The organism is Streptomyces sp. NPDC003393 (genome assembly GCF_053589015.1).
Genome location: NZ_JBSFRB010000018.1, coordinates 83254 through 109900, shown reverse-complemented (window position 1 = coordinate 109900; position 26647 = coordinate 83254). Strand labels below are relative to the sequence as shown.

At 70.9% G+C, this 26647-nt stretch carries 22 protein-coding genes and 1 pseudogene; 7 read left to right on the top strand and 16 right to left on the bottom strand.

The window, feature by feature from the left end; genetic code table 11:
- Positions 1 to 32 precede the first annotated feature (32 nt).
- Positions 33 to 269, top strand: a complete 237-nt coding sequence (locus ACWDUZ_RS19465) for a hypothetical protein (RefSeq protein ID WP_133932844.1) — start codon at positions 33 to 35, stop codon at positions 267 to 269.
- A gap of 170 nt (positions 270 to 439) precedes the next feature.
- Here ACWDUZ_RS19465 and ACWDUZ_RS19460 read toward each other — a convergent pair whose 3' ends face one another.
- Positions 440 to 1606 (bottom strand): citrate synthase/methylcitrate synthase, encoded by a 1167-nt coding sequence (locus tag ACWDUZ_RS19460; RefSeq protein ID WP_451633026.1) that lies wholly within the window; start codon positions 1604 to 1606, stop codon positions 440 to 442.
- Positions 1607 to 1713: 107 nt separating this feature from the next.
- Between ACWDUZ_RS19460 and ACWDUZ_RS19455 the strand changes: the two genes are divergently transcribed.
- From ACWDUZ_RS19455 to ACWDUZ_RS19440, 4 genes are all read left to right on the top strand, one after another.
- Positions 1714 to 2970 carry a citrate synthase gene (locus ACWDUZ_RS19455; protein ID WP_451633025.1) on the top strand — a complete coding sequence of 419 codons (1257 nt, stop codon included), beginning with the start codon at positions 1714 to 1716 and terminating at the stop codon, positions 2968 to 2970.
- 55 nt (positions 2971 to 3025) lie between these two features.
- Positions 3026 to 3988 carry a sucrase ferredoxin gene (locus ACWDUZ_RS19450; RefSeq protein ID WP_451633024.1) on the top strand — a complete coding sequence of 321 codons (963 nt, stop codon included), beginning with the start codon at positions 3026 to 3028 and terminating at the stop codon, positions 3986 to 3988.
- A gap of 141 nt (positions 3989 to 4129) precedes the next feature.
- Entirely contained in the window at positions 4130 to 5842 is a 1713-nt protein-coding gene (locus ACWDUZ_RS19445) for an ATP-binding protein (protein ID WP_451633023.1), read from the top strand.
- On the top strand, positions 5839 to 6519 hold the full coding sequence (locus ACWDUZ_RS19440; RefSeq protein WP_451633022.1) for a response regulator: 681 nt from the start codon (positions 5839 to 5841) through the stop codon (positions 6517 to 6519). Before ACWDUZ_RS19445 ends, ACWDUZ_RS19440 begins: the two co-directional genes overlap by 4 nt.
- Before the next feature lie 54 nt (positions 6520 to 6573).
- Here the strand turns inward: ACWDUZ_RS19440 and ACWDUZ_RS19435 are convergent, their stop codons facing one another.
- The 3 genes from ACWDUZ_RS19435 to ACWDUZ_RS19425 all read right to left on the bottom strand — a co-directional run bounded on the left by ACWDUZ_RS19435 (position 6574) and on the right by ACWDUZ_RS19425 (position 9408).
- Positions 6574 to 7626, bottom strand: a complete 1053-nt coding sequence (locus ACWDUZ_RS19435; RefSeq protein ID WP_451633021.1) for an ABC transporter substrate-binding protein — start codon at positions 7624 to 7626, stop codon at positions 6574 to 6576.
- 113 nt (positions 7627 to 7739) lie between these two features.
- Complete coding sequence (locus ACWDUZ_RS19430; RefSeq protein ID WP_451633020.1) at positions 7740 to 8603, bottom strand: ABC transporter permease; 864 nt, start codon at positions 8601 to 8603, stop codon at positions 7740 to 7742.
- A complete protein-coding gene (locus tag ACWDUZ_RS19425; RefSeq protein ID WP_451633019.1) occupies positions 8593 to 9408 on the bottom strand; it encodes an ABC transporter ATP-binding protein in 816 nt (271 codons plus the stop codon). The genes ACWDUZ_RS19430 and ACWDUZ_RS19425 overlap by 11 nt, the downstream gene beginning before the upstream one ends.
- A gap of 160 nt (positions 9409 to 9568) precedes the next feature.
- Between ACWDUZ_RS19425 and ACWDUZ_RS19420 the strand changes: the two genes are divergently transcribed.
- On the top strand, positions 9569 to 10261 hold the full coding sequence (locus tag ACWDUZ_RS19420; protein WP_451633018.1) for a response regulator: 693 nt from the start codon (positions 9569 to 9571) through the stop codon (positions 10259 to 10261).
- Positions 10262 to 10341: 80 nt separating this feature from the next.
- Here the strand turns inward: ACWDUZ_RS19420 and ACWDUZ_RS19415 are convergent, their stop codons facing one another.
- The 6 genes from ACWDUZ_RS19415 to ACWDUZ_RS19390 all read right to left on the bottom strand — a co-directional run bounded on the left by ACWDUZ_RS19415 (position 10342) and on the right by ACWDUZ_RS19390 (position 17603).
- Entirely contained in the window at positions 10342 to 11934 is a 1593-nt protein-coding gene (locus ACWDUZ_RS19415) for a solute symporter family protein (RefSeq protein ID WP_451633017.1), read from the bottom strand.
- The gene (locus tag ACWDUZ_RS19410; RefSeq protein WP_451633016.1) at positions 11931 to 12488 is read right to left on the bottom strand and encodes a DUF485 domain-containing protein; all 558 of its coding nucleotides are present in this window, start codon (positions 12486 to 12488) and stop codon (positions 11931 to 11933) included. Before ACWDUZ_RS19410 ends, ACWDUZ_RS19415 begins: the two co-directional genes overlap by 4 nt.
- A gap of 69 nt (positions 12489 to 12557) precedes the next feature.
- Positions 12558 to 13247, bottom strand: a complete 690-nt coding sequence (locus tag ACWDUZ_RS19405; protein WP_451633015.1) for a response regulator transcription factor — start codon at positions 13245 to 13247, stop codon at positions 12558 to 12560.
- Entirely contained in the window at positions 13244 to 14395 is a 1152-nt protein-coding gene (locus ACWDUZ_RS19400; RefSeq protein ID WP_451633014.1) for a sensor histidine kinase, read from the bottom strand. Before ACWDUZ_RS19400 ends, ACWDUZ_RS19405 begins: the two co-directional genes overlap by 4 nt.
- A complete protein-coding gene (locus tag ACWDUZ_RS19395) occupies positions 14392 to 14916 on the bottom strand; it encodes a DUF1453 domain-containing protein (protein ID WP_451633013.1) in 525 nt (174 codons plus the stop codon). Before ACWDUZ_RS19395 ends, ACWDUZ_RS19400 begins: the two co-directional genes overlap by 4 nt.
- A gap of 563 nt (positions 14917 to 15479) precedes the next feature.
- Complete coding sequence (locus ACWDUZ_RS19390) at positions 15480 to 17603, bottom strand: DNA gyrase/topoisomerase IV subunit B (RefSeq protein WP_451633012.1); 2124 nt, start codon at positions 17601 to 17603, stop codon at positions 15480 to 15482.
- A gap of 439 nt (positions 17604 to 18042) precedes the next feature.
- Between ACWDUZ_RS19390 and ACWDUZ_RS19385 the strand changes: the two genes are divergently transcribed.
- Positions 18043 to 18273, top strand: coding sequence for a DUF7455 domain-containing protein (locus ACWDUZ_RS19385; RefSeq protein ID WP_451633011.1), 231 nt, complete (start codon positions 18043 to 18045; stop codon positions 18271 to 18273).
- Positions 18274 to 18401: 128 nt separating this feature from the next.
- On the opposite strand, the gene ACWDUZ_RS19380 is transcribed toward ACWDUZ_RS19385, so the two are convergent.
- The 6 genes and pseudogenes from ACWDUZ_RS19380 to ACWDUZ_RS19355 all read right to left on the bottom strand — a co-directional run.
- Entirely contained in the window at positions 18402 to 19265 is an 864-nt protein-coding gene (locus ACWDUZ_RS19380; protein WP_451633010.1) for a S1 family peptidase, read from the bottom strand.
- Positions 19266 to 19385: 120 nt separating this feature from the next.
- A complete protein-coding gene (locus ACWDUZ_RS19375; RefSeq protein ID WP_451633009.1) occupies positions 19386 to 20927 on the bottom strand; it encodes an RNA polymerase sigma factor in 1542 nt (513 codons plus the stop codon).
- Positions 20928 to 21406: 479 nt separating this feature from the next.
- Positions 21407 to 22294, bottom strand: a complete 888-nt coding sequence (locus ACWDUZ_RS19370) for a FadR/GntR family transcriptional regulator (RefSeq protein WP_451633008.1) — start codon at positions 22292 to 22294, stop codon at positions 21407 to 21409.
- Between the two features lie 162 nt (positions 22295 to 22456).
- Entirely contained in the window at positions 22457 to 25222 is a 2766-nt protein-coding gene (locus ACWDUZ_RS19365; protein WP_451633007.1) for an ATP-binding cassette domain-containing protein, read from the bottom strand.
- A gap of 141 nt (positions 25223 to 25363) precedes the next feature.
- On the bottom strand, positions 25364 to 26122 hold the full coding sequence (locus tag ACWDUZ_RS19360; protein ID WP_451633006.1) for an NUDIX hydrolase: 759 nt from the start codon (positions 26120 to 26122) through the stop codon (positions 25364 to 25366).
- Positions 26123 to 26254: 132 nt separating this feature from the next.
- A pseudogene (locus tag ACWDUZ_RS19355) lies at positions 26255 to 26641 on the bottom strand (glycogen debranching N-terminal domain-containing protein); the annotation flags it as partial.
- Positions 26642 to 26647 lie beyond the last annotated feature (6 nt).

The following is a 26647-nucleotide window of genomic DNA, read 5'->3' as shown; positions in this document are numbered from 1 at the left end:
CAACTGTGCCCAGAACTAAGGACCGGTACCCCTTGAAGATCGTGCGCCGCATCGGTGTGCCCCCGAGCGCCCGTGGCAGTACCTCGGGAGCCAACTGCCCCGACGTCTTCGAACTGAGCGACGGAAACTTCGCCGTCATCGGCACCGAAGCCACCGAGGCGCTGGAGCGGGAACTGCCCGCCGACGCCTCCCGCGCGGACTACGAACGCATCGTGGTCGTCAGTCGGGAAACACTGATCCGCGCCAAGGCGGACATCCCCGACGCCTGACGGCTCATACGAGACCGTATCCATCCCTCAGGCCTCCCGCCCCGCACCGGCCGCACGCACCTCCACCCGCCGAGCCGGACCGCCCCCGGCGAGCAGCCCGGCACCCCGGCCCTGCTCGACCCTCACCGATGAGGCCTGGCGCCCGAACGGCACCAGGCCGCACGTCTCCTTCAGGCCGCCGTCGGCACCTCCACCGGTGGCACCGGACCGACGTAGCGCGCCGCCGGCCTGATGATCTTCGAGTCCTCCGCCTGTTCGAGGATGTTCGCACTCCAGCCCACCACTCGAGCCGCCGCGAAGGTCGGGGTGAACATCTCCCGGGGCACACCGCAGAGTTCCATCACGACGCCGGCATGGAACTCGACGTTCGTGTGCAGTTCGCGGCCGGGTTTGAGCTCGGCGAGAATCGCCTCCACGCGGCGCTCGACCTCGACAGCGAACTCGACCCGCGGCCCGCCGAACTCCTGAGCGATCTCACGCAGCATCCGGGAACGGGGATCCTCGGTGCGGTAGACGGCATGGCCGAAGCCCATGATGCGCTCCCCGGCCAGGACGCGGTCACGGATCCAGGGGTCGATCCGGTCCGGGGTGCCGATGGCGTCCAGCGTGTCCAGCGCCCTGCTGGGCGCGCCTCCGTGGAGCGGCCCCGAGAGGGCGCCCACGGCGCCCACCAGGCAGCCGGCCACATCCGCTCCGGTGGACGCGATCACCCGCGCCGTGAAGGTTGACGCGTTGAATCCGTGATCAATGGTTGAGATCAGATACTGCTCGACGGCTCGGGCGTGCCGGGCGTCCGGTTCCGAACCCGTCAGCATGTAGAGGTAGTTCGCCGCACAGGAGAGGTCCTCTCGCGGCTCCACCGGTTCGAGTCCCCGCCCCAGCCGGTACAGCGCGGTGAGGATCGTCGGCACGGCGGCGCAGGCCACCAGCGTGTCCTCGCGCCGCCGGTCCGCGTCGATGTCGTACACCGGCCGGAAGCCCCCGGCCGCCCCGAGCAGGGACAGCGCCGTGCGCAGGCCGGAGAGCGGGCCGGAGCGGGCGCTCGCCGCCGCGACGGCCGGCAGTGCAGCGCGGACCTCCTCGGGGAGCCGGCGCAGCGCGGCGGTCCGGGCGGCGAAGGCGCCGCTGCGTCGCGCGTCGGGAAGTTCCCCGTGCAGGAACAGGTACCAGACGTCCTCGAAGCGGCGGGTGCGGGCGAGCTCGACGGCCGAGTACTGGCGGTAGTGGTAGAAGCCCTCGAGCCCGCGGACGTCACCGATCCGGGTGTCGGTGACCACGACTCCCGCAAGGCCCCGCGGCGCGTCGACGAGAGTGGCTGCGGCCCTGTTGCTGGTCATGTTTCCTCCCATGCACTTGAGCAGACTGTCCATGCTTGACTCAATCTCTGTCAACATTGATTGAATCAATGCTTTACTCGATGGCTGGGCCGGATACGGTGGGCTCCATGCGCGATCAGGAACCCGCCGTCGGCGCCGCGGAGCGAAGGCTGAGCACCAAGGAGACCGCCGAACTGCTCGGGGTGAAGCCCGAGACCGTGTACGCGTACGTGAGCCGTGGTCAGCTCAGCAGCCGTCGCGATCCGAGCGGCCGGGGCAGCTCCTTCGACGCCAAGGAGGTCGAGGCGCTCGCCCGCCGCAACCGGCGGGACGGCGGCAGCGGTACGGACGTCGGCGGGGAGTTGTCCGTGCGGACCCGCATCACGCTCATCGACAGGGACCGCTACTACTTCCGCGGTGTCGACGCGACGGAGCTGGCCGCCCGGCACACCTACGAGGAGATCGCCGAGTGGCTCTGGACCGGGCGGATGCGCCCTGCGGTCACCTTCACCGCGCCCGAGGCCTCCGTCGCCGTGGCGCGCCGGGCCGTGGAAGCCCTGCCCGAGCACGCGGGGCCCACCGACCGGCTGCGGGTCGCCGCGATCGCCGCCGCCGTCGCTGACCCCCTGCGGTTCGACCTGACGGAGGACGCCGTGCTCGGCACCGCGCGCGTGCTCATCCCGACCCTCGTCGCCGCGCTCCCACCGGTCCGGCCCACATACCGCGACCAGGGCCCGCTCGCACACCGGCTGTGGGGCCGGCTGACCGGTCGTCCCGCCGACGACGCCTCACTGCGCGTCCTGGACACCGCGCTGGGCCTGCTCGTCGACCATGATCTGGCCGCCTCGACGCTCGCGGTGCGCGTGGCCGCCTCCGCCCGCGCACACGCCTACGCCGCCGTCTCCGCCGGGCTCGGCGTGCTCGAAGGCCCGTTGCACGGCGCGGCCGGAGGACTGGCGCACCGGCTCGTCCTGGAGGTGCTGGACCGGGGCGCAGCGGGGCCCGTCATCGCGGACGAACTACGCGAGGGCCGCCGCATCCCGGGGCTCGGCCACCGTCTCTACCCCGGCGAGGATCCACGCGCGCGTGCCCTCTTCGGCCTCCTGGAGGACATCCCGCGCGCCGCCCCCGCCCTCGCCGCCGCCCGGGACATCGTCGCCACGACCGCTCGCCACGCTCCGCTGCACGCCAACGTCGACCTGGCGCTCGCCGTGTTCACCGCCTCGTCCGGCATGCCCTCCAGCGCCAGTGAGACGATCTTCGCCGTGGCCAGGACGGCGGGCTGGATCGCGCACGCTCTGGAGGAGTACGGGGAGCGCCCGCTGCGGATGCGCCCGAGCGGCCGGTACGTCGGCCCGCGGCCCCCGCGACCGCTGCCGGAGTAGATCATTCCGAGCGGCGGATGCGGCTGGTGAGGCAAGTCAGGTTAGGCTCACCTGTGTGAGTACGTGCACGACCGCCTCCCGGCAGCTCCACGAGCCGCTGTCCGCCACCGCGCCCACGGCGACGACGTGGCTGCTGCTGGAGCAGCCCGGACCGTGGGGCCCGAAGGCGCTCACGTCCAGCCACCTCGACCCCGGCCGGGGACGCCTGCTGGAGCGGGCCGCGCAGGGCACCGGCGTCCGCATCGCGCTCATCCGCCGCCCCGGACGGCATGCCGACCGCCACGCGCCGTCCGTGCGGCATGTGTACGCCGCCCACACGGTTCCCGGCGACGGATGGCTGCACAGCGCCTTGACCGTCGACCCCGAGCAACTGTTGGGACTCGACTTCGCCGCCCTGGGCAGGGGCGATCACCGCAGCTTCGACACGGTGCTGGGGGGCCGGCCGCACTCGGGCGACCCGCTCGCCCTGGTCTGCACCAACGGCAGGCGCGACCGGTGCTGCGCCCTGCTCGGCCGGCCGCTCGCGGCCGCGCTCGCCGCCACCGGGGTGCGGGAGGCCTGGGAGGTCACCCACCTCGGCGGCCACCGCTTCTCGCCGACCGTGCTCGTCCTTCCGCACGGATACGCCTACGGCAGGGCCGAGGCGCACACCGTCGTCGACGCCCTGCACGCCGCACGGGAGGGCCGCGTGGTCATGGAGGGCTGCCGGGGCCGTACCGCCTGGGAACGGCCCGCACAGGCGGCGGAACTGGCCGTGCGGGCCGCATCCGGAGAGGACCGGGCTGACGCGCTGACCGTCGCAGGCGCCGAGCCCCTGCACGCCGACGGAGCGGCGCCCCGCTGGGCCGTGACCGTCGCCCACACCGACGGACGCCGGTGGCACGTGACCGTGGAGCAGGGCGCCGCCGTACCGCCCCGTCCGGAGAGCTGCGGCGCCACGATCCTGGGGGCGCCGGCGCGCATGGACGTGACGGCCGTACGCGAACTGACGGTCGCCCGGTCGGCGCCCGCCCGCTGACACCGGACCTGGTGACCGGCCGGGACCAGGTGCACGGGCCGGCCGCCGCGGAAGCCGGCCGCGCCGGGGTCGGCATCCGGTCCCGAGATCCATGCCACACCCCCTGGGGCAGTGGCCGCGTGCCGACGTACGGTCATGGGCATGAGCCCCACTCCACCCGCCCGCCGCCTGCGCCTCGGCCTGCCACGACGGGTGTTCTCGCAGGTGCTGCTGATGCAGTGGGCGGTCGCCGCGGGAGTGGCGGTGCTGGCCACCGGGCTGTTCCTCGCCCCGCTCAGCCATCAGCTGGACGACCAGGCGGAGCGCCGTGCGCTCGTCATCGCCGAGACCACCGCGCAGAATCCCCAGATCGCACACGACCTCCAGCACACCGCGCCGACCGTCGACGGGCCGGTGCAGAGGCAGGCGGAGCGGATCCGGACGGAGACCTCCGCCGAGTACGTCGTGGTGATGGACGTGCGGGGCGTGCGCTGGTCGCACACCGATCCGAAGCGGATCGGCGATCATGTCTCGACGGACCCCGGAGAAGCCCTGGCCGGCAACAAGGTGATGCAGATCGACACCGGCACCCTGGGCCGCTCGGCCCGCGGCAAGGTGCCGCTGTACGACGACCACCACCGCATCATCGGAGCGGTCTCGGTCGGCATCGCCTACGACAGCGTCCGTGCCAGGCTGATCGCCGCCATACCGGGCCTGTTCGCGTACGCGGGCGGCGCGCTGGCGGTCGGCGCGCTGGCCGCCTGGCTGATCTCCCGGAGGGTCCAGCGGCAGACCAGGGATCTGGCCTTCTCGGACATCGCGGCCCTGCTCGCCGAGCGCGAGGCGATGCTGCACGGCATCCGGGAGGGCGTCGTGGCCCTCGACCGCGGCGGTCGTGTCCGGTTGCTCAACGACGAGGCACGCCGCCTTCTCGGCATCGGTGACGAGGCGGTCGGCCTGTCACTGGACGAGGCGCTCGGTGACGGCCGTACGACCGACGTCCTGGCCGGACGGGTCACGGGCACCGACCTGCTCACCGTGCGCGGGCAGCGCGTCCTGGTCGCCAACCGCATGCCCACGGACGACGGGGGCGCCGTCGCCACGTTGCGCGACCGCACCGAGCTGGAGCAGCTGGGCCGGGAACTGGACTCCACCCGCGGTCTGATCGACGCGCTGCGCGCGCAGGACCACGAGCACGCCAACCGCATGCACACCCTGCTCGGGCTGCTGGAGCTGGAGATGTACGACGACGCGGTGGAGTTCGTCGGGGAGGTCGTCGGCGACCACCGGGCCACCGCGGAACAGGTCACCGAGAAGATCGAGGACCCGCTGATCGCCGCCCTTCTGGTCGGCAAGGCGACCGTCGCGGCCGAGCGCGGAGTCGCGCTGTGGGTCTCGGACCGGACCCGGCTGCCGGACCGGCTGGTAGACCCCCGGGGCCTGGTGACGGTCGTCGGCAACCTGGTCGACAACGCGCTCGACGCCGTCGCGGCCACCCCGCACGCGCGCGTGGAGGTCGAACTGCGCGCCGAGGGACGTACTGCCGTGCTCAGGGTGCGCGACACCGGGCCGGGCATCCCGGCGGACCAGCGGGACCTCGTCTTCACGGAAGGCTGGTCCACCAAGCAGCCGCCGGCCCACGGCAAGCGCGGCATCGGGCTCTCGTTGGTGCGCCGGCTCGCCGAGCGACAGGGTGGCCGCGCCACGGTGGGCGAAGCGCCAGGCGGCGGCGCGGAGTTCACGGTCGTGCTCCCGGAGGCGCTCGCGGAGCCGGACCTGGCGCCGGCGGAAAAGGCGTCCACGGGCCCAGCGCCCGCCGGCCCGGAAGTCTCTCTCGCCACCGCCGTCCGGACCGCCGGGGAGGAGTCGGGGTGATCGAGGTGCTGGTCGTGGACGACGACGTCCGGGTGGCGCGGGTCAACGCGGCCTACGTCGAGAAGGTGCCGGGCTTCCGTGTCGCCGGGGTGGCGCACAGCGCCGCCGAGGCGCTGCGGCTGCTTCAGGCACTGCCGCGCACGGACCTGGTGCTCATGGACCACCACCTGCCCGACGAGACGGGTCTGGCCGTTCTGCGGGAGATGCGCCGCCGCGGGCACCACACCGACGTGATCATGGTGACCGCGGCCCGGGACCTGGCGACCGTTCAGGCCGCGATGCGGCACGGCGCGTTGCAGTACCTGGTCAAGCCGTTCGCCTTCGCGGGACTGCGGGCCAAGCTGGAGGCGTACGCGCGGCTGCGCCGCACCCTGGACGGCGGCGGCGAGGCGGAGCAGTCCGAGGTGGACCGGATCTTCGGGGCACTGTCCGCCCCGGCTGATCCCGGGCTGCCCGCGGGGCACTCCCCCACCACCGCCACCCTGGTCCGCCGGTCGTTGATGGCGGCCGAGAACCCCCTGTCGGCCCAGGAGATCGCCGACCGGACCGGAGTGAGCCGGCAGACCGCCCAGCGCTATCTGAAGCTGCTGGAGCGAACCGGGCGGGCCAGGTTGACTTTGAAATACGGCGACGCGGGCCGCCCGGAACACCGTTACGTGTGGGCGACCCGCGTCTGAGGACACGACTCGTGGGGCGGGGGAAGAGTCCGTGTCCCCCTGTGGATACGGATGTCAGCCGGTGGCCTTCTCGACGAACTCGGTGGTGAATGTCTTGCTCAGGTCCACTTCGGCGTTCTTGATGTTGGGGTTGAACGCCTTGAGGACCTTCTCGACGGTCTCCGGGCCGTTCGCCGGCATGACGCCGTCCTTGGTGAACATGGGCAGGGTGCTCTTGATCGCCTCGGCGTAGAGGGTCTTGTCGCCCTGGGAGTAGTCGGCGGGCATCTTGGCGGCGATCTCGGAGGCGCTGTGAGTGGACATCCACTTGAGCGTCTTGACGAACGCATTGACCAGCTTCTGGACGGTCTCCTTGTGGCCGTTGACCCAGTCGGTCTGCATGTACAGGCTCGACGACGGGTACGGGCCGCCGAGCGCTGCCTGCGAACCTTCGGGGGTCCGCATGTCGAGCAGGATCTTGCCGGCCTTCTTGTCCAGGATCGTCGCCACGGTCGGGTCGGTCGTCATACCGGCGTCGATCGAGCCCTTCTGGAGAGCCGAGATGAAGGTCGGTCCGGCCCCCACGGCGACCGGCGAGAACTCGTCGACATCCACACCGTTCTTGACGGCGAGGTACTTGGTGAGGAAGTCGGTCGAGGAGCCGAGGCCGGTGACACCGAGCTTTTTGCCCGTGAAGTCCTTCGGCGAACTGATCGCGCCGGCCGCCTTGCTGGAGACGACCTCCACCTCGCCGGGGGCGTGCGAGAACTGGACGACGGACTCGACCTGCTTGCCCTTGACCTGAAGGTCGAGGGTGTGGTCGTAGAAGCCGACGGCGCCCTGCACCTGGCCGGAGACGAGCGCGGTCTCGGCCTGGACACCGGCGGGCTCGCTCAGCAGTTCGACGTCGAGGCCCTCCGCGGAGAAGTAGCCGAGGCGCTGGGTCAGCATCGCGGGCAGGTAGATGACCTTGTCCAGGCCACCGACCATGATCTTGACGTGCTCGCCCTTGCCGCCGCCTCCACTGTGGGCGGTCGAGCCGGCCGCGTCGTTGGCGCAGGCGGTGAGGGAGGACAGGGCGAGCAGGCCGGCGGCGGCCGACGCGGCGAATCTGACGGACTTGCGCATGGCGGTTTCACGTCCTTGGGAGAGGGCTGTGCGGGAGAAAAGGCGTCGAGAGCACGAGAAGGAGGCTCGAACGACGGACTTCTACGGGGCGGTGGTCGCCGCGAGGGCCGGAATCAGTGCCCGGAGTCCGCGGGCTTCCAGCGGAAGATGCGCCGTTCGGCGAAGGTGAGCAGCCCCTCGGCGACGAGCGCGACCGCGGCCAGGATCACCATCGCGGCGTACACACCGGCGGCGTTGAACGTGCCCTGGGACTGCGCGACGAGCAGGCCGATGCCTCGGGTGGCGCCGATGTACTCACCGACGATGGCACCGATGAGGGCGAACCCGAAGCTGACATGGAGGCTGGTGAAGATCCACGAGGTCGCGGACGGAATGACCACCTGGAAGGTGACCCTGCGGTCGCTCGCGCCCAGGATCCGGGCGTTGGCCACCAGGTTGCGGTCGACCTCGCGGGCGCCCTGGAAGGCGTTGAAGAACACCGGGAAGAAGACGAGGACCACCGCGGAGGCGACCTTGGAGGCCGGCCCGAGCCCGAACCAGATCACGAAGATCGGGGCGAGGACGATCCTCGGGATGGAGTTCAGCACCTTGATGTAGGGGCCGAGCACATCGGCGAGGAACCTGATGCGTCCGAGCGCGATGCCGAGGACCACACCCGTGACGACACCGCACACCCAGCCGAGCAGCGCCTCGTAGAGCGTGTACCAGATCTGCTCGCCGAGCGATCCGAGCGCCGTACCGTGCGTGATCCAGGTCCAGATCTGGTCCCAGATCTGCGAGGGCATCGAGAAGTTGAACGGGTCGATGACCTTCGCGCGGGAGAGCACCTCCCACAGGCCGAGCACGGCTACCAACAGCAGCACGCGCGCGGAGCCGACGACGGCCTTGCGCCTGCGGGCGGCCCGGGCCCGGGAGTGCGCCCGGTCCGGAATCTTCGCCGTGTCGGCGACCGGTGTGCCGAGGACCTCAGGCGACATGGGCGGCACCTCTTTCGCGGGTGATCCGGACCTCTTCGCCGAGGGACTCCCAGATCTCGCGGTAGATCTCGATGAACTGCGTCTGGAGACGCACCTGCTCGACCTTGCGCGGACGAGGCAGGTCGATGTCGAAGATCTGCTTGACGGTCGCGGGACCGGCCGTCATCACGACGACCCTGTCGGCCAGCGCGATGGCCTCCTCCAGGTCATGGGTGACGAAGACGACCGAGGCGCCCGTGCCCTCCCACAGCTCCAGGAGCTCGTCCGACATCAGCGCCCGGGTCTGCACGTCGAGCGCCGAGAACGGCTCGTCCATCAGCAGGATCTCGGGGTCGTTGACGAAGGTGGCGGCGAGGGCGACCCTCTTGCGCTGTCCGCCGGAGAGCTGGTGCGGGTAGCGGTCCTCGAAGGCGGCGAGCCCGACCCGCGCCAGCCACGCGCGTGCCTTCTCCTTCGCCTCCGACTTGGGTGCGCCGCGGAAGCGCGGTCCGGCCATCACATTGGACAGCACCGTCCGCCAGGGAAACGTGGCGTCCTGCTGGAAGACGAAACCGACCTTGCCGCCGACGCCGCGGACCGGTTCACCGGCCACCAGCACCTCGCCCTGCGTGGGCTCCTCGAGGCCGCTGACGAGGGTCAGCGTGGTCGACTTTCCGCAGCCCGTGGGGCCGACCACGGCCACGAACTCGCCCCGCCGCACGGTGAGGTCGAGGTCTCTGACAGCGGTGTGCAGGCCCCCGGACGGGGTCTTGAAGGTTTTGCTCGCGCCCCGTAGCTCGATGGCGGGGCTGATGTCTGCGCTCATGGCCTGGGACGGTAGGTGTGGCTCCGGCCACAGCAGCAGTCTTGTGGGCACAAGCCGTTCTTTTGCTCGCAAGCATCTGTTGTGCTCGTTTTGCTCGCGCTAGAACAACGGAGCCGAACACGCGCTCAACGCTCGCCCGGCCTTGGGAGAAAGAGGCCCGATGATTGACGTCCTGGTGGTCGATGACGACTTCCGTGTCGCCGAGATCAACGCCAAGTACGTGGGAAAGGTTCCCGGCTTCCGGGTGACCGCCCGCGCGCACAGTGCCGCGCAGGCACTGACCAGCGTGCAGCGCGGCGGCATCGATCTGGTCCTGCTCGACCACTACCTGCCCGACCGAACGGGTCTGGAACTCGTCCACCGCATGCGGGAACAGGGTCTGGGCACCGACGTCATCATGATCACGGCGGCGGGGGACGTGGCCACCGTGCAGCAGGCGATGCGCGTCGGAGCGCTGCACTACCTGGTCAAGCCGTTCACGTTCGCGGCGCTGCGCACCCGCCTGGAGTCCTACGCCGCGCTGCGCCGCACCGTCGACCGCGTCGGTGGGCGCGGGGTGACCGGGCAGGAGCAGGTGGACCGGATCTTCGGGGCGCTGCGCACCACGCCGGCGCCCTCGGCCCCCGGGCTGCCCAGCGGCCACTCGGAGCCGACGACGGATCTGATCTGCGGTGTCCTGCACGGCGCTGACCAGCCGCTGTCGGCCCACGAGGTGGCCGTCCGCACCGGCCTGAGCCGCTCCACGGCCCAGCGCTACCTCCGCCACCTGGAACAGGCCGGCCGACTGCGCCTGTCCCTGAAGTACGGGGACACCGGACGTCCGGAACACCGTTACGCCTGGGTGGCACCGTAGGACGCGTGATGGGGTCCGCCGCGCCATGACGGCCGCGGGGCCGGCCGTTTCCGGTGCCCGTCGCTTTCTGGACGAGAGCCCTACACAGCCCCCGCTCCGGTCAGAGACCGCACCTCCGTCTCCGCGTGCTTGGCCTCGTCCGGCGTCTCCGCGGAGGTGACGGTGCCGAGCCAGCCGGCGAGGAACCCCAGCGGGACGGAGACGATGCCCGGGTTCTGCAACGGGAAGTACTGAAAGTCGGCGCCCGGGAACAGCGAGTCGGGGCTGCCGGAGACCACCGGTGAGACCACCACCAGCACCAGGGCCGGGATCAGCCCGCCGTAGACGGCCCACACCGCGCCGCGGGTCGTGAAACCGCGCCAGAAGAGCGAGTAGAGCAGCACCGGCAGGTTCGCGGAGGCGGCGACGGCGAAGGCGAGACCGACCAGGAACGCGACGTTGAGATCACGGGCGAGCAGACCGAGACCGATCGCGACCACGCCGATGCCCACGGCGGCGACCCTCGCCACGGCGACCTCACCGCGCTGCGGTGTGCTTCGGCGCCGCAGCGACGCGTACAGATCGTGGGCCACCGACGCCGAGGAGGCGAGTGTGATCCCGGCGACCACCGCGAGGATGGTGGCGAACGCGACGGCGGCCACGATCGCGAACAGAACCGTGCCGCCCGTGGAGTCCACGCCGCCGCCAAGATCCAGGGCGAGCAGCGGAATCGCCGTGTTCCCGGCCGTGTTCGACCCCCGGACCGCCTCCGGTCCGACGATCGCCGCGGCGCCGAAGCCCAGGACGATCGCCATCAGGTAGAAGGCGCCGATGAGACCGATGGACCAGATCGCCGAACGGCGGGCGGCACGCGCGGTCGGCACGGTGTAGAAGCGGGACAGGATGTGCGGCAGCCCGCCCGTGCCGAGCACCAGCGCGAGGCCGAGACTGATGAAGTCCAGGCGGGCCGTCCAGTCCCCGCCGTACTTGAGCCCAGGTGCCAGGAAGGCACTCCCGTGGCCGCTGTGCTCGGCCGCGGTGAACAGCAGCCGGTCGATGTCGCCGTGGAAGCGGACCATGACGAGCACGGTCAGCACGACGGTGCCCCCCAGCAGCAGGACCGCCTTGACGATCTGGATCCATGTGGTGGCGCGCATCCCTCCCAACGACACATAGATCACCATCAGCGCGCCGACGCCGATGACGGTCCACGCCTGCTCCGCCCCGCCCGTGCGCCCGAGGAGCAGGGCCACCAGGCTGCCCGCGCCCACCATCTGCGCCACCAGGTACAGAACGGACACGGCGACCGACGAGGTTCCCGCCGCGATCCGCACCGGCCGCTCGCTCATCCGTGCCGCCACCACGTCGGCGAGCGTGAACCGGCCGCAGTTGCGCACGAGTTCCGCGACGAGGAACAGCACCACCAGCCAGCCCACGAGGAAGCCCACCACATAGAGCACCCCGTCGTAGCCGAACAAGGCGATCAGTCCGGGCACCCCGAGGAAGGAGGCGGCCGAGGCGTAGTCACCCGCGATGGCAAAACCGTTTTCCATGGGAGAGAACAGTCGGCCGCCCGCGTAGAACTCCTCCGCCGAACCGTGCCGGTGGCGGCTCACCCAGGTGGTGATGGCCAGTGTGATCGCGACGAACACGCTGAACAGCAGCAATGCCAGAGTCTGATGGTCTCGGGTCACGACGCACCGCCCTGGGCGGCGCCCCGCGTGAGTTCCTGGGTGTCCCAGCGCAGTTCCAGCGCGGCCCGGTCCCGGCGCAGCCGGGCGTGCCGTGCGTAGGCCCAGGCGAACAGGAAGGTGGTGAGGAACTGGCCCAGCCCCGCGAGCAACGCCACGTTCACCGCGCCCGCCACCGGCCGCGCCATGAGCCCCGGCGCGGTCGTCGCGGTCACGACGTATGCCACGTACCAGACGAAGAACACCACGACCGCCGGCACCACGAACCTCCGGTAACGGCTGCGGACTTCCTGGAACGCCGCGCTGCGCTGCACCTCCAGATACACCTCGGCCGCCGCGCCGACGCCCGGCGCGGCTTGCTGCGCCCGGCGTGCCGCCGGTGCGGGTGCGACGGGAGCGCCGGTGGCGTCTCCCTCACCCCATCCGGAAGCCAGCGCGTCGTACCAGGGGTCGCGGTACCTCATGTCCTCGGCTGGCGGGTCCTGCCCGTCCTGGTGCCCTGAAGCGTTCTCGGGACCGCCCCCGTCCCCGGGGGACCGGCCATTGCTCGACTGCATGCCCAAGGATGGACAGAACGGGAAGTTCCACGACTTCCCTTCTCCCCGCTCTTCACCCCATCAGGTGACTCACCTGGTCGGCGGCCGTACCAGCCCGTTCGCGTAGGCGTACCGCACCGCTTGGGCACGGTCCTTGAGGGCTGCCTTGGCGAAGAGATTGTTGATGTGGGTCTTCACCGTCGCGGTCGAGACATGCAGCCGGCGGGCGATCTCCTGGTTGGTCAGGCCCTCCGCGATCAGCACCAGAACCTCGCACTCCCGTGCCGTGAGCCCGTCCGGTGCCTCGGCGGCGGGGTCCGGCTCGGGCTCGGGTTCCGGCTCGGACAGCCGTTCCAGCAGCCGCCGCTGGATGCCGGGCGACAGCCCGGCGTCACCGGACAGCACGCTCTGCACCGCCCGGACGATCTCGTCGCCCCCCGCGTCCTTGGTGAGATACCCGCGGGCTCCCGCTCGCAGGGCCGGGAACAAGGACTCGTCGTCGGCGTAGGTCGTCAGGACCACCACTTGTGTCCCCGGGTGCTCCGCCCGGATGCGCCGGGTGGCCTCCACACCGTCGCACCGGGGCATCCGCAGGTCCATCAGGACCACGTCGGGGGCGAGTGCCGCGACGAGTTCCACCGCCTCGTCCCCGTCTCCCGCCGAGCCCACGACCTCGATCCCGGGCAGCAGACCCAGCAGCATCACGATGCCCTCCCGGACAACCGTCTGGTCGTCCGCGACCACCACCCGTGCGGGCTTCCTGCCGGCCTCCTCGCTCACACCGGCACCTTCAACGTCACCGCGAACCCCTCCTCGTGCGGTCCCGCCTCCAGCGAACCGCCCAGCAGCTCCGCACGCTCCCGCATGCCCAGCAGACCGTACCCGCCCCCGGCCGCGGCGAGCTCGCCCGGCCTGCCCCCCGAGTCCCGTACATCGAGCATCACCTGGTGCTCGCCGTAGTCCAGCCGTACCCGCACCTTGGCGCCCGGAGCGTGCTTGCGGACGTTGGTGAGGGCTTCCTGCGCGACCCTGCGCACGGCCTGCGAGGCCTCGGCGGGCAGCGGTCTGCGTTCACCCGAGACGGTGACCTCGGCACCACCGTTCATGCCGACGAGCTCCTTGAGAAAGTCCTCCAGCGGGGTCAGGTCGCCCCGCAGGGCGGACAGAGCCTGGCGGGTCTCGGCAAGACCGTCACGGGCCATGCCCCGCGCCGCCACCACCCGCTCGAGGACCTGCTCCCGGTCCGCCCCACGCTCGATGAGCAGCCGGGCGGCCTCCAGATGCACCAGCTGCGCCGACAGGCTGTGGGCCAGCACGTCGTGGATCTCCCGGGCGATCCTGGCCCGCTCGGCCAGTGCCGCCGACTTCGCCTCCGCCGCACGCGCGGCCCGCTCCTGGGCGAGCAGCCGCTGAGCGTTTCCGCGCGCCTCGGCGTCGAGACGCAGGACATAGCCGGCGAGGACGAGGCCGACGCTCGTGACGACGGTCGTCAGCAACGTGTCGTCGTCCGCCAGGCCGTACGCGGTCAGGGAGACCACGGCCACGGGCACGGCGGCGGCGAGTGGCATTCTCTCCAGTGCGCCTACCGCGCAAGCGCACCAGATGACCAGGGCGGGCACCTTGAAGCCGGTGGCGTCGGCGGCGACCGCCATGCCCAGCTGCGCCGCGATGAAGGCCAGGGAGGGCAGGAGCCGATGCGCGAGCGTCGTTCGGTAGAAGCCCCAGGCGGCGGCAGCGACGACGAGGACACCCAGAGCGGCCGCGACTTCCCCCCAGAGGGGAATCCGTCTGCTGCTGACGGCGCCCCACAGCAGCCCGCCGATCACCAGGACCCGCACGACCCAGCTGAGCAGGCGTCGGGGCTGTGAGACGCCCAAGCGCCCCAGCGCCTCCGGTGAGGGCCAGCGCGTCCAGATGTTCTCCGTCACACGCGCTCCTTCCGCGCGGGTCGGGGCTTGCCGTCACCGTACGCCGCCACCGGGGCCGATACCGGGGTCAGGGCACGCGTCCGCCAGACGAGGACCCCGGAGCGGACCAGCAGGGTGCCGGCCAGGGCGACCATCAGGGCCCCGCTCTCCTGGCGCACGCCGAGCACGGCACCCAACGCGAAGAGGGCAACGCGCAGGGCGATACCGCCGATCCAGACGGCCGCGCTGGCCTTGGTGCTCTTGGTCCACACCGTGCCGTCCGGCTCTGCCCATATGCGGGTGGTCAAGGCCCAGCCGGCCCCCGTGCCCAGGCCTATGAGCAGTTCGGCAGCGAGCAGCGCGATGGACTCGGCCCTGTGGTGGGCATCGATGATGCCGGGTTCGCGAAGGGCGACGAACGTCAATATCGCGGGCAGGACCCACCAACGCCGATCGGCGTCGAGCCGACGTGCCGCGAACTGCCGCACGATCACCAGGGCGGCGACGGCCACGATCACCAGCACGTTGACGAGCCCGGACATCTTCAGCCTCCGTGAGCGGAAAGGAGAAGCCGACGGCGGGTGCCGTCGACGCCTTCGACGCTACGGAAAAGCGCGGCCCGGCTGATCGGAGCCGGGGTGGATCGCGGGTGGAAACCGCACCTTGCCGGTCTCCACCCCCAGGTGGAGAACCACGCTCGTCCGGGGCCGGACGAGCCTGACCGCGAGTCGTGTCGTAGGAGCCGTGTGCAAGCCGGCACCGGACGGCACACGGCGAGGGCGGGAACAGGACGGGATCCAGCAGGGCAGGACCCAACAGGGCGCGGACCGTAAGTGGGCAGGGCTGGTACAGGTCCGGGCCGGCCCGGTACCGGCCAGGACGAACACGAACTTCACGGCAGGATGAGGCACCCGACGGGCGCGGCCGTACGGTCCCTGGCCGCGACCGGGCCCAACCGCGACGGATCCGAACCACGGCCGAATGCGACCGCGGTCGGACGCGGCCAAGACCGAGCAGGCCGAGCCGAGGCACCGACCCCGCGATGTGCCCCCGCACTGGGCCCACCCGGCCCGCGTCGTGCCCGGCCGGGCGGCCGGGCAGGCGGCTACGCGTCGATGCGGGAGCGGTCCAGCGTGGCCGCCGAGCTCGCGATGAACTCCTTGCGGGGCGCCACCTCGTTGCCCATCAGCAGGTCGAAGACACCCTCCGCGGCCTCCAGGTCGGAGAGGTTGATGCGGCGCAGGGTGCGGTGGCGGGGGTCCATGGTGGTCTCGGCCAGTTGGTCGGCGTCCATCTCACCGAGGCCCTTGTACCGCTGGATCGTGTCCTTGTACCGGATGTTCTTGCTCTGGAATTCGAGCAGCTTGTCGCGCAGCTCGCGGTCCGAGTACGTGTAGACGTACTTGTCCTGGCCCTTCTTCGGCTGGATCAACTCGATCCGGTGCAGCGGCGGCACCGCGGCGAAGACCCGGCCGGACTCGACCATCGGCCGCATGTAGCGGTGGAACAGCGTCAGGAGCAAGGTCCGGATGTGAGAGCCGTCCACGTCGGCGTCGGTCATCATGATGATCTTGCCGTAGCGGGCGGCGTCGAGATCGAAGGTGCGGCCCGAGCCCGCTCCTATGACCTGGATGATCGCGCCGCACTCGGCGTTCTTCAGCATGTCCGTGACGGACGACTTCTGGACGTTGAGGATCTTGCCGCGGATGGGCAGCAGCGCCTGGAACTCGGAGTTGCGGGCCAGCTTCGCCGTACCGAGGGCGGAGTCGCCCTCGACGATGAACAGTTCGCTCCGGTCGACGTCGTCGCTGCGGCAGTCGGCCAGCTTGGCCGGCAGCGAGGAGGACTCCAGAGCCGTCTTGCGACGCTGCGCGTCCTTGTGCTGGCGGGCTGCGATCCGTGTACGGGCGGCGGCGACGGCCTTCTCCAGCACCACGCGTGCCTGCTGCGCGGCATCGCGCTTGGTGGAGGTCAGGAACGCCTTGAGTTCCTTGGTCACCACGGTGTTGACGATCCGGCGGGCCGCCGAGGTGCCGAGGACCTCCTTGGTCTGGCCCTCGAACTGGGGCTCTGCGAGGCGGACCGTGACCACTGCGGTGAGGCCCTCCAGCGCGTCGTCCTTGACGATGTCGTCCTCCGCGACACGCAGCAGTTTCTTGGCCCGCAGTACCTCGTTGAGCGTCTTGGCGACGGCCTGCTCGAAGCCGGCGACGTGGGTGCCGCCCTTGGGGGTGGCGATGATGTTGACGAAGGACCGCACCGTCGTGTCGTAGCCGGTCCCCCAGCGCAACGCGACGTCCACGCCGAGCTCGCGGGTGACCTCGGTGGGCGTCATCTGGCCGTGGTCGTCGAGGACGGGGACGGTCTCCTTGAAGGTGCCCTGACCATTGAAGCGGAGGATGTCGCAGACCGGCTTGTCGCTCGCCAGGTACTCGCAGAACTCGCTGATGCCACCGTCGAAGCGGAAGGACTCCTCGCCCTTGCTGCCGCCCTCCCCGAGGCCGTACTCGTCCCGCACGACGATGGTCAGGCCCGGCACCAGGAACGCGGTCTGGCGGGCGCGCTGGTGCAGAGTCTCCAGGGAGAGCTTGGCGTCCTTGAGGAAGATCTGGCGGTCCGCCCAGTAGCGCACGCGCGTGCCGGTGCGGGCCTTGGGGATCTTCTTGGCCTTGCGCAGGCCGCCCTTCGCCTCGAACCTGGCGTCGGGTCCGTTGCCCGTGAACGCTCCGGGCACGCCGCGCCGGAAGCTGATGGCGTGGGTGTGGCCGCCGCGGTCCACCTCGACGTCCAGCCGGGCGGACAGGGCGTTGACGACGGAGGCGCCGACGCCGTGCAGGCCGCCGGAGGCCGCGTACGAGCCGCCGCCGAACTTGCCGCCGGCGTGCAGCTTGGTCATGACGACCTCGACGCCCGACAGACCGGTCCTGGGCTCGACGTCGACCGGGATGCCGCGGCCGTTGTCCCGCACCTCCACCGAGCCGTCGTCGTGCAGGACCACCTCGATGTGGTCGCAGACGCCCGCGAGGGCCTCGTCCACGGAGTTGTCGATGATCTCCCACAGGCAGTGCATCAGGCCACGGCTGTCGGTGGACCCGATGTACATGCCCGGGCGCTTGCGCACGGCTTCGAGGCCCTCGAGGACGAGCAGGTGCCGCGCGGTGTAGTTGGAACCGTCCCGGTCTGCTCCTGCCAGCAGCGCTGTGGACGGCACGGACGTATCGGCGGTCACGCGGTTCGCTCCTCGCTGAATTTCAAGTTGGGCCCTGGTGGGGAAGGGCGCGGCTTCGGTTGCCGCTCAGAGGGTACCGAGGCCTGGTAGAGCCGCTGCAACGCAACCCTCTGCATCGACACAGACTAGTCGAGAGTCGCATGCACGTTCGATACCTCGATGGAGTGAAGCACATATCACGTTCCCTTCGAGGCATGAACCATTTAGGCTCCGGGCACGTCCTCCTGAACAACCGGCAACCCCGCCGGGGAGGATTGACCATGACCGACAGCGCGAACCCGTAAGACATACAGACGTAATACGGCACATTCGCCGCCAAACCGGCAACGGACAGCCACTCGGGAAGATTTTTTCGAGGAAATGCCACGAGCGGGAACGTTTGGGGCTGGTTGGATGTTGACCCTGGTACGACAGCTCGTCGAGCTAGAGAAGAGGCGACGTGACTACTGTTCTGACCCCCGCGAGCCCGCTGACGGCCGCTGATCGCTGCGACCGCTGCGGCGCCCAGGCATATCTGCGCGTCGTCCTGCTGAGCGGCGGAGAACTGCTCTTCTGCGCCCACCACGGTCGCAAGTTCGAGCCGGAACTCAAGAAGATCGCCGCTGAGATACAGGACGAGACCGAGCGTCTGACGTCTGTTCCGGCAAGCGCGTCCGACGACGAGCACTGACCCTCGCGCGACGAGCCACGGCCGGCCAGGCCGGCGAACGGGCGGCCGTTCCCGACGCGGGAGCGGCCGCCCGTTTTCACGCCGCTGGGACCAAAGACAGCGGCCCCAGCCATGGCGGGCGATCCTCGTCAGGCGGTCTCACCGCCCCCCTGGTGCGGCGCCCGGGAGCCACCGGCCCCTGTGAGCGCTCGCACGACAGCGGAGACCCGCGTGTAGACGCCGGGGCTCTCCGCTCGTCCACAGCCGTTCCCCCACGACACCAGTCCGATCAGCCGACCCTTGGCGACCAGCGGACCCCCGCTGTCCCCCTGGCAGGCGTCCCGGCCACCTCCGGTCTCGCCCGCACACAGCATCGTCCCGGGCTTGTACGTGCCCTCGGCGTTGCCCGGATAGGCGCGCTCGCACTGGGCGTCGGGCAGCACATGCACCCGTGCCCCGTGCAGGGTGTGGGCGTAGGCGGCGGCACCTGTGGTGTCCCCCCAGCCGTAGACCACCGCTCTCGTCCCCGGCGTGTATGCCGGGTCACCCGGCCCCGCCATGGGGATGACGGCGCTCGACGACACGGGCTCGGCGAGGGTGAGCACGGCGAAATCACCCGCGTTGGTGGCCGTGTCGTACTGCGGATTGACCCAGATGGCGCGCACCCGGATCTCCTTGCCGCCGCTGGAGAGCAGGTTCGTGCGGCCAGTGATGATCTTCAGATCCCCTGTCGGCGGCGCGCCCACCACATCCCCGCCCAGACAATGGGCCGCGGTGAGCACGGCGGTTCGACTGACGGCCACACCCCCGCAGAACTGCCCCGCGCGCGTACCCCCGAACCGGTCACGGCTGGAGAGCGCCACAGTCCACGGGCTCTGCGACACATCGACGGGGAAGCCGCCGATGACAACGCTGTCAGCGACTGCCGGGGCCGCGTTCACCAGCGGTATCACGGCTCCCGCCGCCGCAAGGACGAGCGGCCGGGCCAGCGCCCGGGCAAGACGGCGTCGCATACGCACTCCTCACTCTGGGATGATCGTTGAACACCCAGAGTCGGGCAGACCGGCGCGAGCCGCAGCACGAAGGCCCGGCCCCGATCGGGGGCCGGGCCTTCGGTGACCTGAGGTCGTGACCTAGTCGAGGTAGTCGCGCAGGACCTGCGAACGCGACGGGTGGCGCAGCTTCGACATGGTCTTGGACTCGATCTGGCGGATCCGCTCACGCGTCACGCCGTACACCTTGCCGATCTCGTCGAGGGTCTTCGGCTGACCGTCGGTGAGGCCGAAGCGCATGGAGACGACGCCGGCCTCGCGCTCGGACAGGGTGTCCAGCACGGAGTGCAGCTGCTCCTGCAGGAGCGTGAAGCTGACGGCATCGGCCGGGACGACGGCCTCGGAGTCTTCGATGAGGTCACCGAACTCACTGTCGCCGTCCTCGCCCAGCGGGGTGTGCAGCGAGATGGGCTCACGGCCGTACTTCTGGACCTCGATGACCTTCTCCGGGGTCATGTCGAGCTCCTTGGCCAGCTCCTCCGGCGTGGGCTCGCGGCCCAGGTCCTGGAGCATCTGGCGCTGGACGCGCGCGAGCTTGTTGATGACCTCGACCATGTGCACCGGGATACGGATGGTGCGGGCCTGGTCGGCCATCGCCCGGGTGATCGCCTGCCGGATCCACCAGGTGGCGTACGTGGAGAACTTGTAGCCCTTGGTGTAGTCGAACTTCTCGACCGCGCGGATCAGACCGAGGTTGCCCTCCTGGATGAGGTCCAGGAAGAGCATGCCGCGGCCGGTGTAGCGCTTGGCCAGCGAGACCACCAGTCGGAGGTTGGCCTCCAGGAGGTGGTTCTTGGCGCGGCGGCCGTCCTCGGCGATGATTTCGAGCTCACGCTTGAGCTTGGGGGCGAGCTTGTCGGAGTTGGCCAGCTTGTCCTCGGCGAAGAGACCCGCCTCGATGCGCTTGGCCAGCTCGACCTCCTGCTCGGCGTTGAGCAGGGGGACCTTGCCGATCTGCTTGAGGTAGTCCTTGACCGGGTCGGCGGTGGCGCCGGCCGCGGCGACCTGCTGGGCGGGGGCGTCGTCCTCGTCCTCGTCGGAGAGTACGAACCCGGCGCTCTCGGCGCCTTCCGGCTCCTCCGCGCCCTTGGGGTCCTCGAGCACCTCTTCCTCGAGAATCTCGGCGTCGTCCTTCTTGGCAGCGGTCTTCTTGGCCGCCGTCTTCTTCGCGGTGGCGGCGGTCGCCTTCTTCGCCACCGCCTTCTTCGCGGCAGGCGCCTTCTTGGCGGCAGCCTTCTTGGGAGCGTCGTCCTCGACGGGCGTGTCGACGGCGGGCGCCGCCGGGGTGGCGGTGGCGGTTGCCTTCCTGGCGGTCACTGTCTTGGCCGCGACCGTCTTGGCGGCGGTGCGCTTGGCCGGACTCTTCGCTGCGACGCTCTTTCGGGTGCGCTTGTTGGGCTCCGCGGCACTGACCATCAGCGTCACACCCTCTTCCTCGAGGATCTGGTTGAGGCTGCGCAGTACGTTCTTCCACTGAGTGGCCGGAATCTGGTCAGCTTCGAAGGCCCGACGCACATCGTCGCCGGCGATCTGCCCCTCAGCCTTTCCCCGCTCGATGAGCGCCATGACAGAGACGGACTCGGCGATCTCCGGCGGGAGCGTACGGGATGTGCTGGCCGACACGAACAACCTCTCGGAACGTTGGAAAACGGCTTCCGGCCCCGTCCACAGTGGACAGGAGCCGACCACCGGCCTGGGGATTGGGCCGACGGTACGGGCGGGAGCCGGGAAGATGCACAGCGCCGTGAACGGCGTCCGTATTCCCTCCGCGGCTGTCACCTCTTAGGTCATCGCGTTGTTCCCACGAGCGTTACGCCCATTCCGCGTGGCCCGAGTCACACCCCGTAAGCACTCATAAGTTGTCATAAGCGGGCATAAGAGTTCACCAGACACCGACAGGCTGCTCCGGCGGGTCTCCCGGGCCCCCACCGAGCCCGGGTCCGCCGACAGGACCTCTCAGGATCTCGCCCGCTCCTCATGCGCGGACCCCGCCGAGTGCGCGGGGATCCGGCGGGGTCCTGCGAGAGGCCGCTCACCGGCCGGGTGAGACCTCGGGAGGACGGCAGAGCCTGCCATGCCGTCCGCGCCGGGGCGCTCGCCGCTCAGTGCTCGCGCGGCGCGGGAACCACCCGCTCGATCTCGGGATGCACCGTGAGCAACTGGCGCATGGCGGCCTCGGCCGCAGCGCCGTCGCCGGCGGCCAGCGCGTCCACGATCCGGGTGTGCTGCGCCAGGGACGTCTCGTTCGGCCGGTCGCAGCCCGTGACCGGGCCGCCGGAGACCTGAAGAGCGGCGGAAACGATCCCGGAGAGGTGTTCCAGCATCCGGTTGCCCGCGATCTGGATCAGCAAGTTGTGGAATTCGGCGTCCGCGCGGGAGAAGGTGAGCGCGTCGCCCTGCCCCAGGGCGTGCCCCATGATCTCGACCATGTCGGAGAGGCGCTGCTGGACGTCCTCGCGCCCGTGCCCGGCGGCGAGCCGCGCCGCGAGCGGTTCGATCGTCCAGCGCAGCTCGCTCAGCTCACGGCGCTGGTCGTCGCGCTGCGGCCCGAAGGCCCGCCACTCGATGATGTCCGGGTCGAGGAGATTCCAGTCGCTGACCGGGCGCACGCGCGTGCCGACGTTCGGCCGGGCGCTGACCAGGCCCTTGGCCTCCAGGACACGGAGTGACTCGCGGACGACGGTGCGGGACACCTCGAAGCGCTGGCCGATCTCCTCGGGCACCAGCGGGCGGTCGGCGCCCAGGTCTCCGGAGACGATCATCTGACCCAGCTGCTGGACGAGTTGGCCGTGCAGTCCGCGACCCCGGCTGCCGGCGGCGCGCCGGCTCACGCGCCCCAGCTCCGGGTCCGCCCCCTCCCACGGGGGGCTTGCGACGCGGTCGGGGACGTGTGCCTCCGCGTACGGGTAGCGGTCGAGTTCGCCCGAGCCGGCCAGACCGGAGTCTGAGTTGCGGGCGGCGGTCATCATGGTGTGCGCAAGGGTACTCACGGATCCTTTGTCGGCGTCGCTTCCAACTCCCTTGAGGTCTTTGGTGAAAAGCACACGAAAGGGTGATCGCTCACTCCGTCGCAATTGACGCCTTATCGGAAAGAAATGTGCTTTCCGTGGGGAGTTGCGCACAATGCGCGACCGAAAGAGCGCGAGCGGTTGTCATCTGACCCTGCTTCGCAGGGTCAGCACCAGATACCCGCCGAGCAGCGCTGCCAGGGACAACGTGAGAGCGCTGCCCACAGGTTGCGCGATCACGCGAGCCGTGGCGGCCAGATAGCGGTCTCCCCCGAAGGGCCACTCCAGCAGGAACGTGCGGCGCAACCGCGCGGGCAGACCGGCCGCGTCCCCGGCCGCGCCACCCAGTGCCTTCTGCACGGCGGGCACGACGACGACCGGAACGGCGAGGACGGCCGCGAGCCCGGCGGTGGTGGAGCGGAACAGTCCCGCGGCCAGTACGCCGGCCCAGGCGCACCCCACCATCAGGCCGGTCCAACTGGCTCCGAGCCAGAGCCAGTCGCCGGGAACCTGGGTGAGCTCCCGTCCGTAGACCAGGTAGAGCGCCTCGGCGTCGCAGCCGATCGTGAGGAAGGACAGGAGCAGCGCGGTGGCGCCGGCGACGAGGAGCTTCGCCGCGAGCAGCCCGAGACGGCGGGGCACGGTTCCGCGGTCCGCAGCCAGCGCGGGGTGGCGGAACTCGTCACCGAAGGAGAACGCGCCGAGCAGCCCGGCCCCCAGCGCCGCGGGCGGTAGAGGGAAGTCCTGCGGCCAGGCCACCAGCAGCCGTGGCTGGGAGGTGTGGCCGAGCCGTCCCATGATCAGGGTCGTGAGGACGGAGACACCGAGGACGACGGCAGCGGTGACGAACCCCGTACCGACGCCGGAGGCGCGACGCAGCTCATAGCGCAGGGGGCGCAGCGGACTGGGCCCGGGACGGACGGAGATGGGAGGAGGGAGCGGGGAGGAGGTGTCGAACGTGACGGCCTCCGCCGGACGCGGGGTGGGGATCGAGGGCTGCGTGGACCACGGGTGACCGACCGCCGACTGAGCCTTCGAGGGCCGGCCGACGCCGGTGGCAGCAGGCGGGGTGCCGCGCCGCGAGCGCGCGGGTCGGGGACTTGTGCGGCCGGGAGTGGCGCGCTGCGGGGGTGATGACCGTGAGTTCGGGTGCTCCGGGTGCTCCGGGTGCTGCGGGGACGAGGAGTGCGGTACGGCCTCGGGAAGCGCCTGGGGGGCCTTCGCGCGACCGGGGGCGTCCGGGGGCTGCGTGGAGGCGGATGCGTCCTTGAGATGGGCGAGGACGGGCGTCTCCGCGGAGTGCGGCAGTGGGAGCGGGGGGTCGCTACGGGCGTCGGCGGAGTCGTCGTGGCCGGTGTCGTCGTGGCCGGCGAAGTCATTGTGGCCTGCGAAGTCATTGTGGCCGGTCGTCGTGGCCGCGACGTCCGCCCCTGTGGTGGGCGACGCCTCTTGGCGGGCTGTGCCGGAGGGCGCCTCGGGGTGAGTGACGGCGGAGAAGGTGCCGGAGCGCCTCCCGGCCGCCGGGTCCGGGGCATCACGGCCCGCACCCTGGACGACCCAGCCGTCGAGCAGGGTGTTGTGGCCGGGAGCACCCCTGGTACGCGCCGCCGGGGACCCCTGGGCGACAAGCGACTCGGTGAGGCTTGCCTGGGCGAGGGGTGCCTGGGCGAGGGGTGCCTGGGCGAGGGATGCCTGGGCGAGGGGTGCCTGGTCGGGGCCCGCGTCGTCGGTGCTCGTCGCATCGGAGGCTCCGTCGCTGCCGCGCATGCTGGGCGAGGCCGCCTTCGAGGTGGTGACGGACGCCTTCTCGGCCGCTCGGTCGGCCGATCCCGCCTCCCGCCGCTCAGGCACGGTCCCGCCCTCCAAGCGCCCGGCGGCGCACGTCTCCTCGTCACGCGTGGCGGAGGAACCGGGATCCGATGCCGAGGACACGCTTGCCGCGCTGACGGCGGCCGCCGCCCGTGACCCCTTGGCAGCCAGTGCCGCGACGGGCTGAGCACCGCTGGCGCCCGCACCGGTATCCGCACCTGCACCTGGGCCCATGTCACCCACCTCGTCGGCGAGTTGGTGAATGGGGATGCCGTGGCGGAACGCGAGCTCGCCGACATCGGCGCATGTGCTGCCGTAGACGCACAGGCGGTTGCCCTCCTCGCGTACGACCTCCACGGAGCGGTGGGCGGTGCGGGCCTCCTTCGCCAGGAGGGCCGCGAGGCGGGTGGCGTGCGGACTGCGGACCGCGACCCGGGGGCGGAGCCGGTTGCGGGCGAAGTCCGCGACCTCCTGGTCGGCGACGAGCGTGCCGCGATCGATCGTGACGACACGGTCCGCCGTCCGGGCCGCCTCCTTGGAGTCGGCGGTGGTGAAGAGGACCGTACCGCCTTGGGTCGCGTGGGCCCGCAGCATGCCGTGCAGCCATCGGCCTTCGCGGGGGGAGAGTCCACCGGCCGGGTTGTCGAGGACCAGCGTGTGCGGATCGGACAGCAGGACGCAGGCCAGGCCCAGGCGGCGGTCCATACCGCGGGACAGAGTGCCCAGGCGTTCGTCCCGAAAGCTGACCAGCCCGACGACCTCGAGGATTTCGTCGGCGCGCCGGGCCGGAAGGCCCGAGGCCGCGCAGAGCATGCGGAGATGACCCCGCACCGTGCGGGACGGATGCCCGGGCACGTCGCCCAGCAGGACACCGACCTCGCGCGACGGATGGGAGATGCGGTGCAGGGGGCGGCCCCTGAAGTAGGTGATGCCTCGGCCCTGTTGGAGTTCGAGCATGAGTCTCAGCGTCGTCGTCTTTCCCGCACCGACCGTCCCGAGGAGCGCGGTGACTCGCCCCGGGTGCGCTTCGAACGTCACGTCGTCGACGGCGGGCGGAAGGTCCTTACGGGAGTCGCTGGTCAGTCCGAAGGCCTGGATCACCCGCAGCAAGATAGCGCGTTATATCCGTTTTTTCGGGTACCGCAGCGCACTTTCGGCATCGCCGCCACGCCCGTCCGACCAGGTGTTCGCCCTTCGCAAACGAAGCCGGTCGCCAGGGCAGCACACAAGAGAGTGGCGGCATCAGACCTCGGGGCGCAGCATCGGCGGGTTGAGCAGGGTGGCGCCGCCCGCCCGGAAAAGCTGGGCCGGCCGTCCGCCCTGGCGGGTGGTCGTGCCCCCGGTGGGCACCAGGAAGCCCGGGGTCCCGGTGACCTTGCGGTGGAAGTTGCGCGGGTCGAGCGCCACACCCCACACCGCCTCGTAGACACGGCGCAGTTCCCCGACGGTGAACTCGGGTGGGCAGAACGCCGTCGCCAGCGACGAGTACTCGATCTTCGAACGGGCGCGCTCCACCCCGTCGGCAAGGATCTGGGCGTGATCGAACGCGAGCGGGGCCAACGCCTCGCCGTCGCGGTCGTAGCCACTGGGCTGCAACAACTCTTCCACCGGTGCCCAGCGGGCGTTGCTGGCATCACCTCCCGCCCGGGGCGCGGGCAGGTCGGGGGCGAGGGCGAGATGAGCGACGCTGACGACGCGCATGCGCGGGTCGCGCTTCGGGTCACCGTAGGTCGCGAGCTGCTCCAGGTGCGCGCCATGGTCCTGGACAGGAGTGGAGGGGTCGTGCACCTGCAGTCCGGCCTCCTCGGCCAACTCGCGCGCCGCCGCCTGCGCCAGGTCCTCGTCAGCCCGCACGAAGCCGCCGGGGAGTGCCCAGCGGCCCTGGAAAGGAGGCTCTCCCCTGCGCACCGCCAGCGCGCACAGGGAATGGCGGCGCACGGTCAGCACGACCAGGTCCACGGTGACGGCGAAGGGCGGAAAGGCTGACGGGTCGTAGGGCATGCGGCGATCATAGTCGTCTGCCTGACGATAAACACTCCTTCCGCCGGGCCGCATCGGTGGCTGGTCCGCTGTGCTCCGCCGTAGTTCTCATGGACCGTCTCCCAGCTCCGTCCGCCGCCGCCTCGTACGAGGTCACACTCCGAGTTGCAGCCCGTCGGCGGCCTCCTCGACCAGGGCGAGTCCGAGTCTGCTGACCCGTACGGAGAAGGGAGCACCGGCGACCCTCAGTCCCGTGAATCCGATCTCGCCGAGGGGTGCGGTGCGCATCGGGCGGAGCGTGACCGTGCGAGCCGGGGCGTCGGGGCGGATGCCCGCGAGTGCGGTCAGCAGCAGGACGACTGCGACCGCCGCCGTGGCCGACGGGCGGCAGGCCGCGGGGTGGAGCACCGGGCTGCCGCCGTCGCTGCGCCGCTCCCCGGCGAACCTCTTCGGCAGCCGGTGATCGATGGCCTCGGCCGCCGCCAGGACACCGCGCAGCAGCGAACCGGCCTCCGTCTCGTAGCCCGCGGCGGCCAGTCCGCGTCC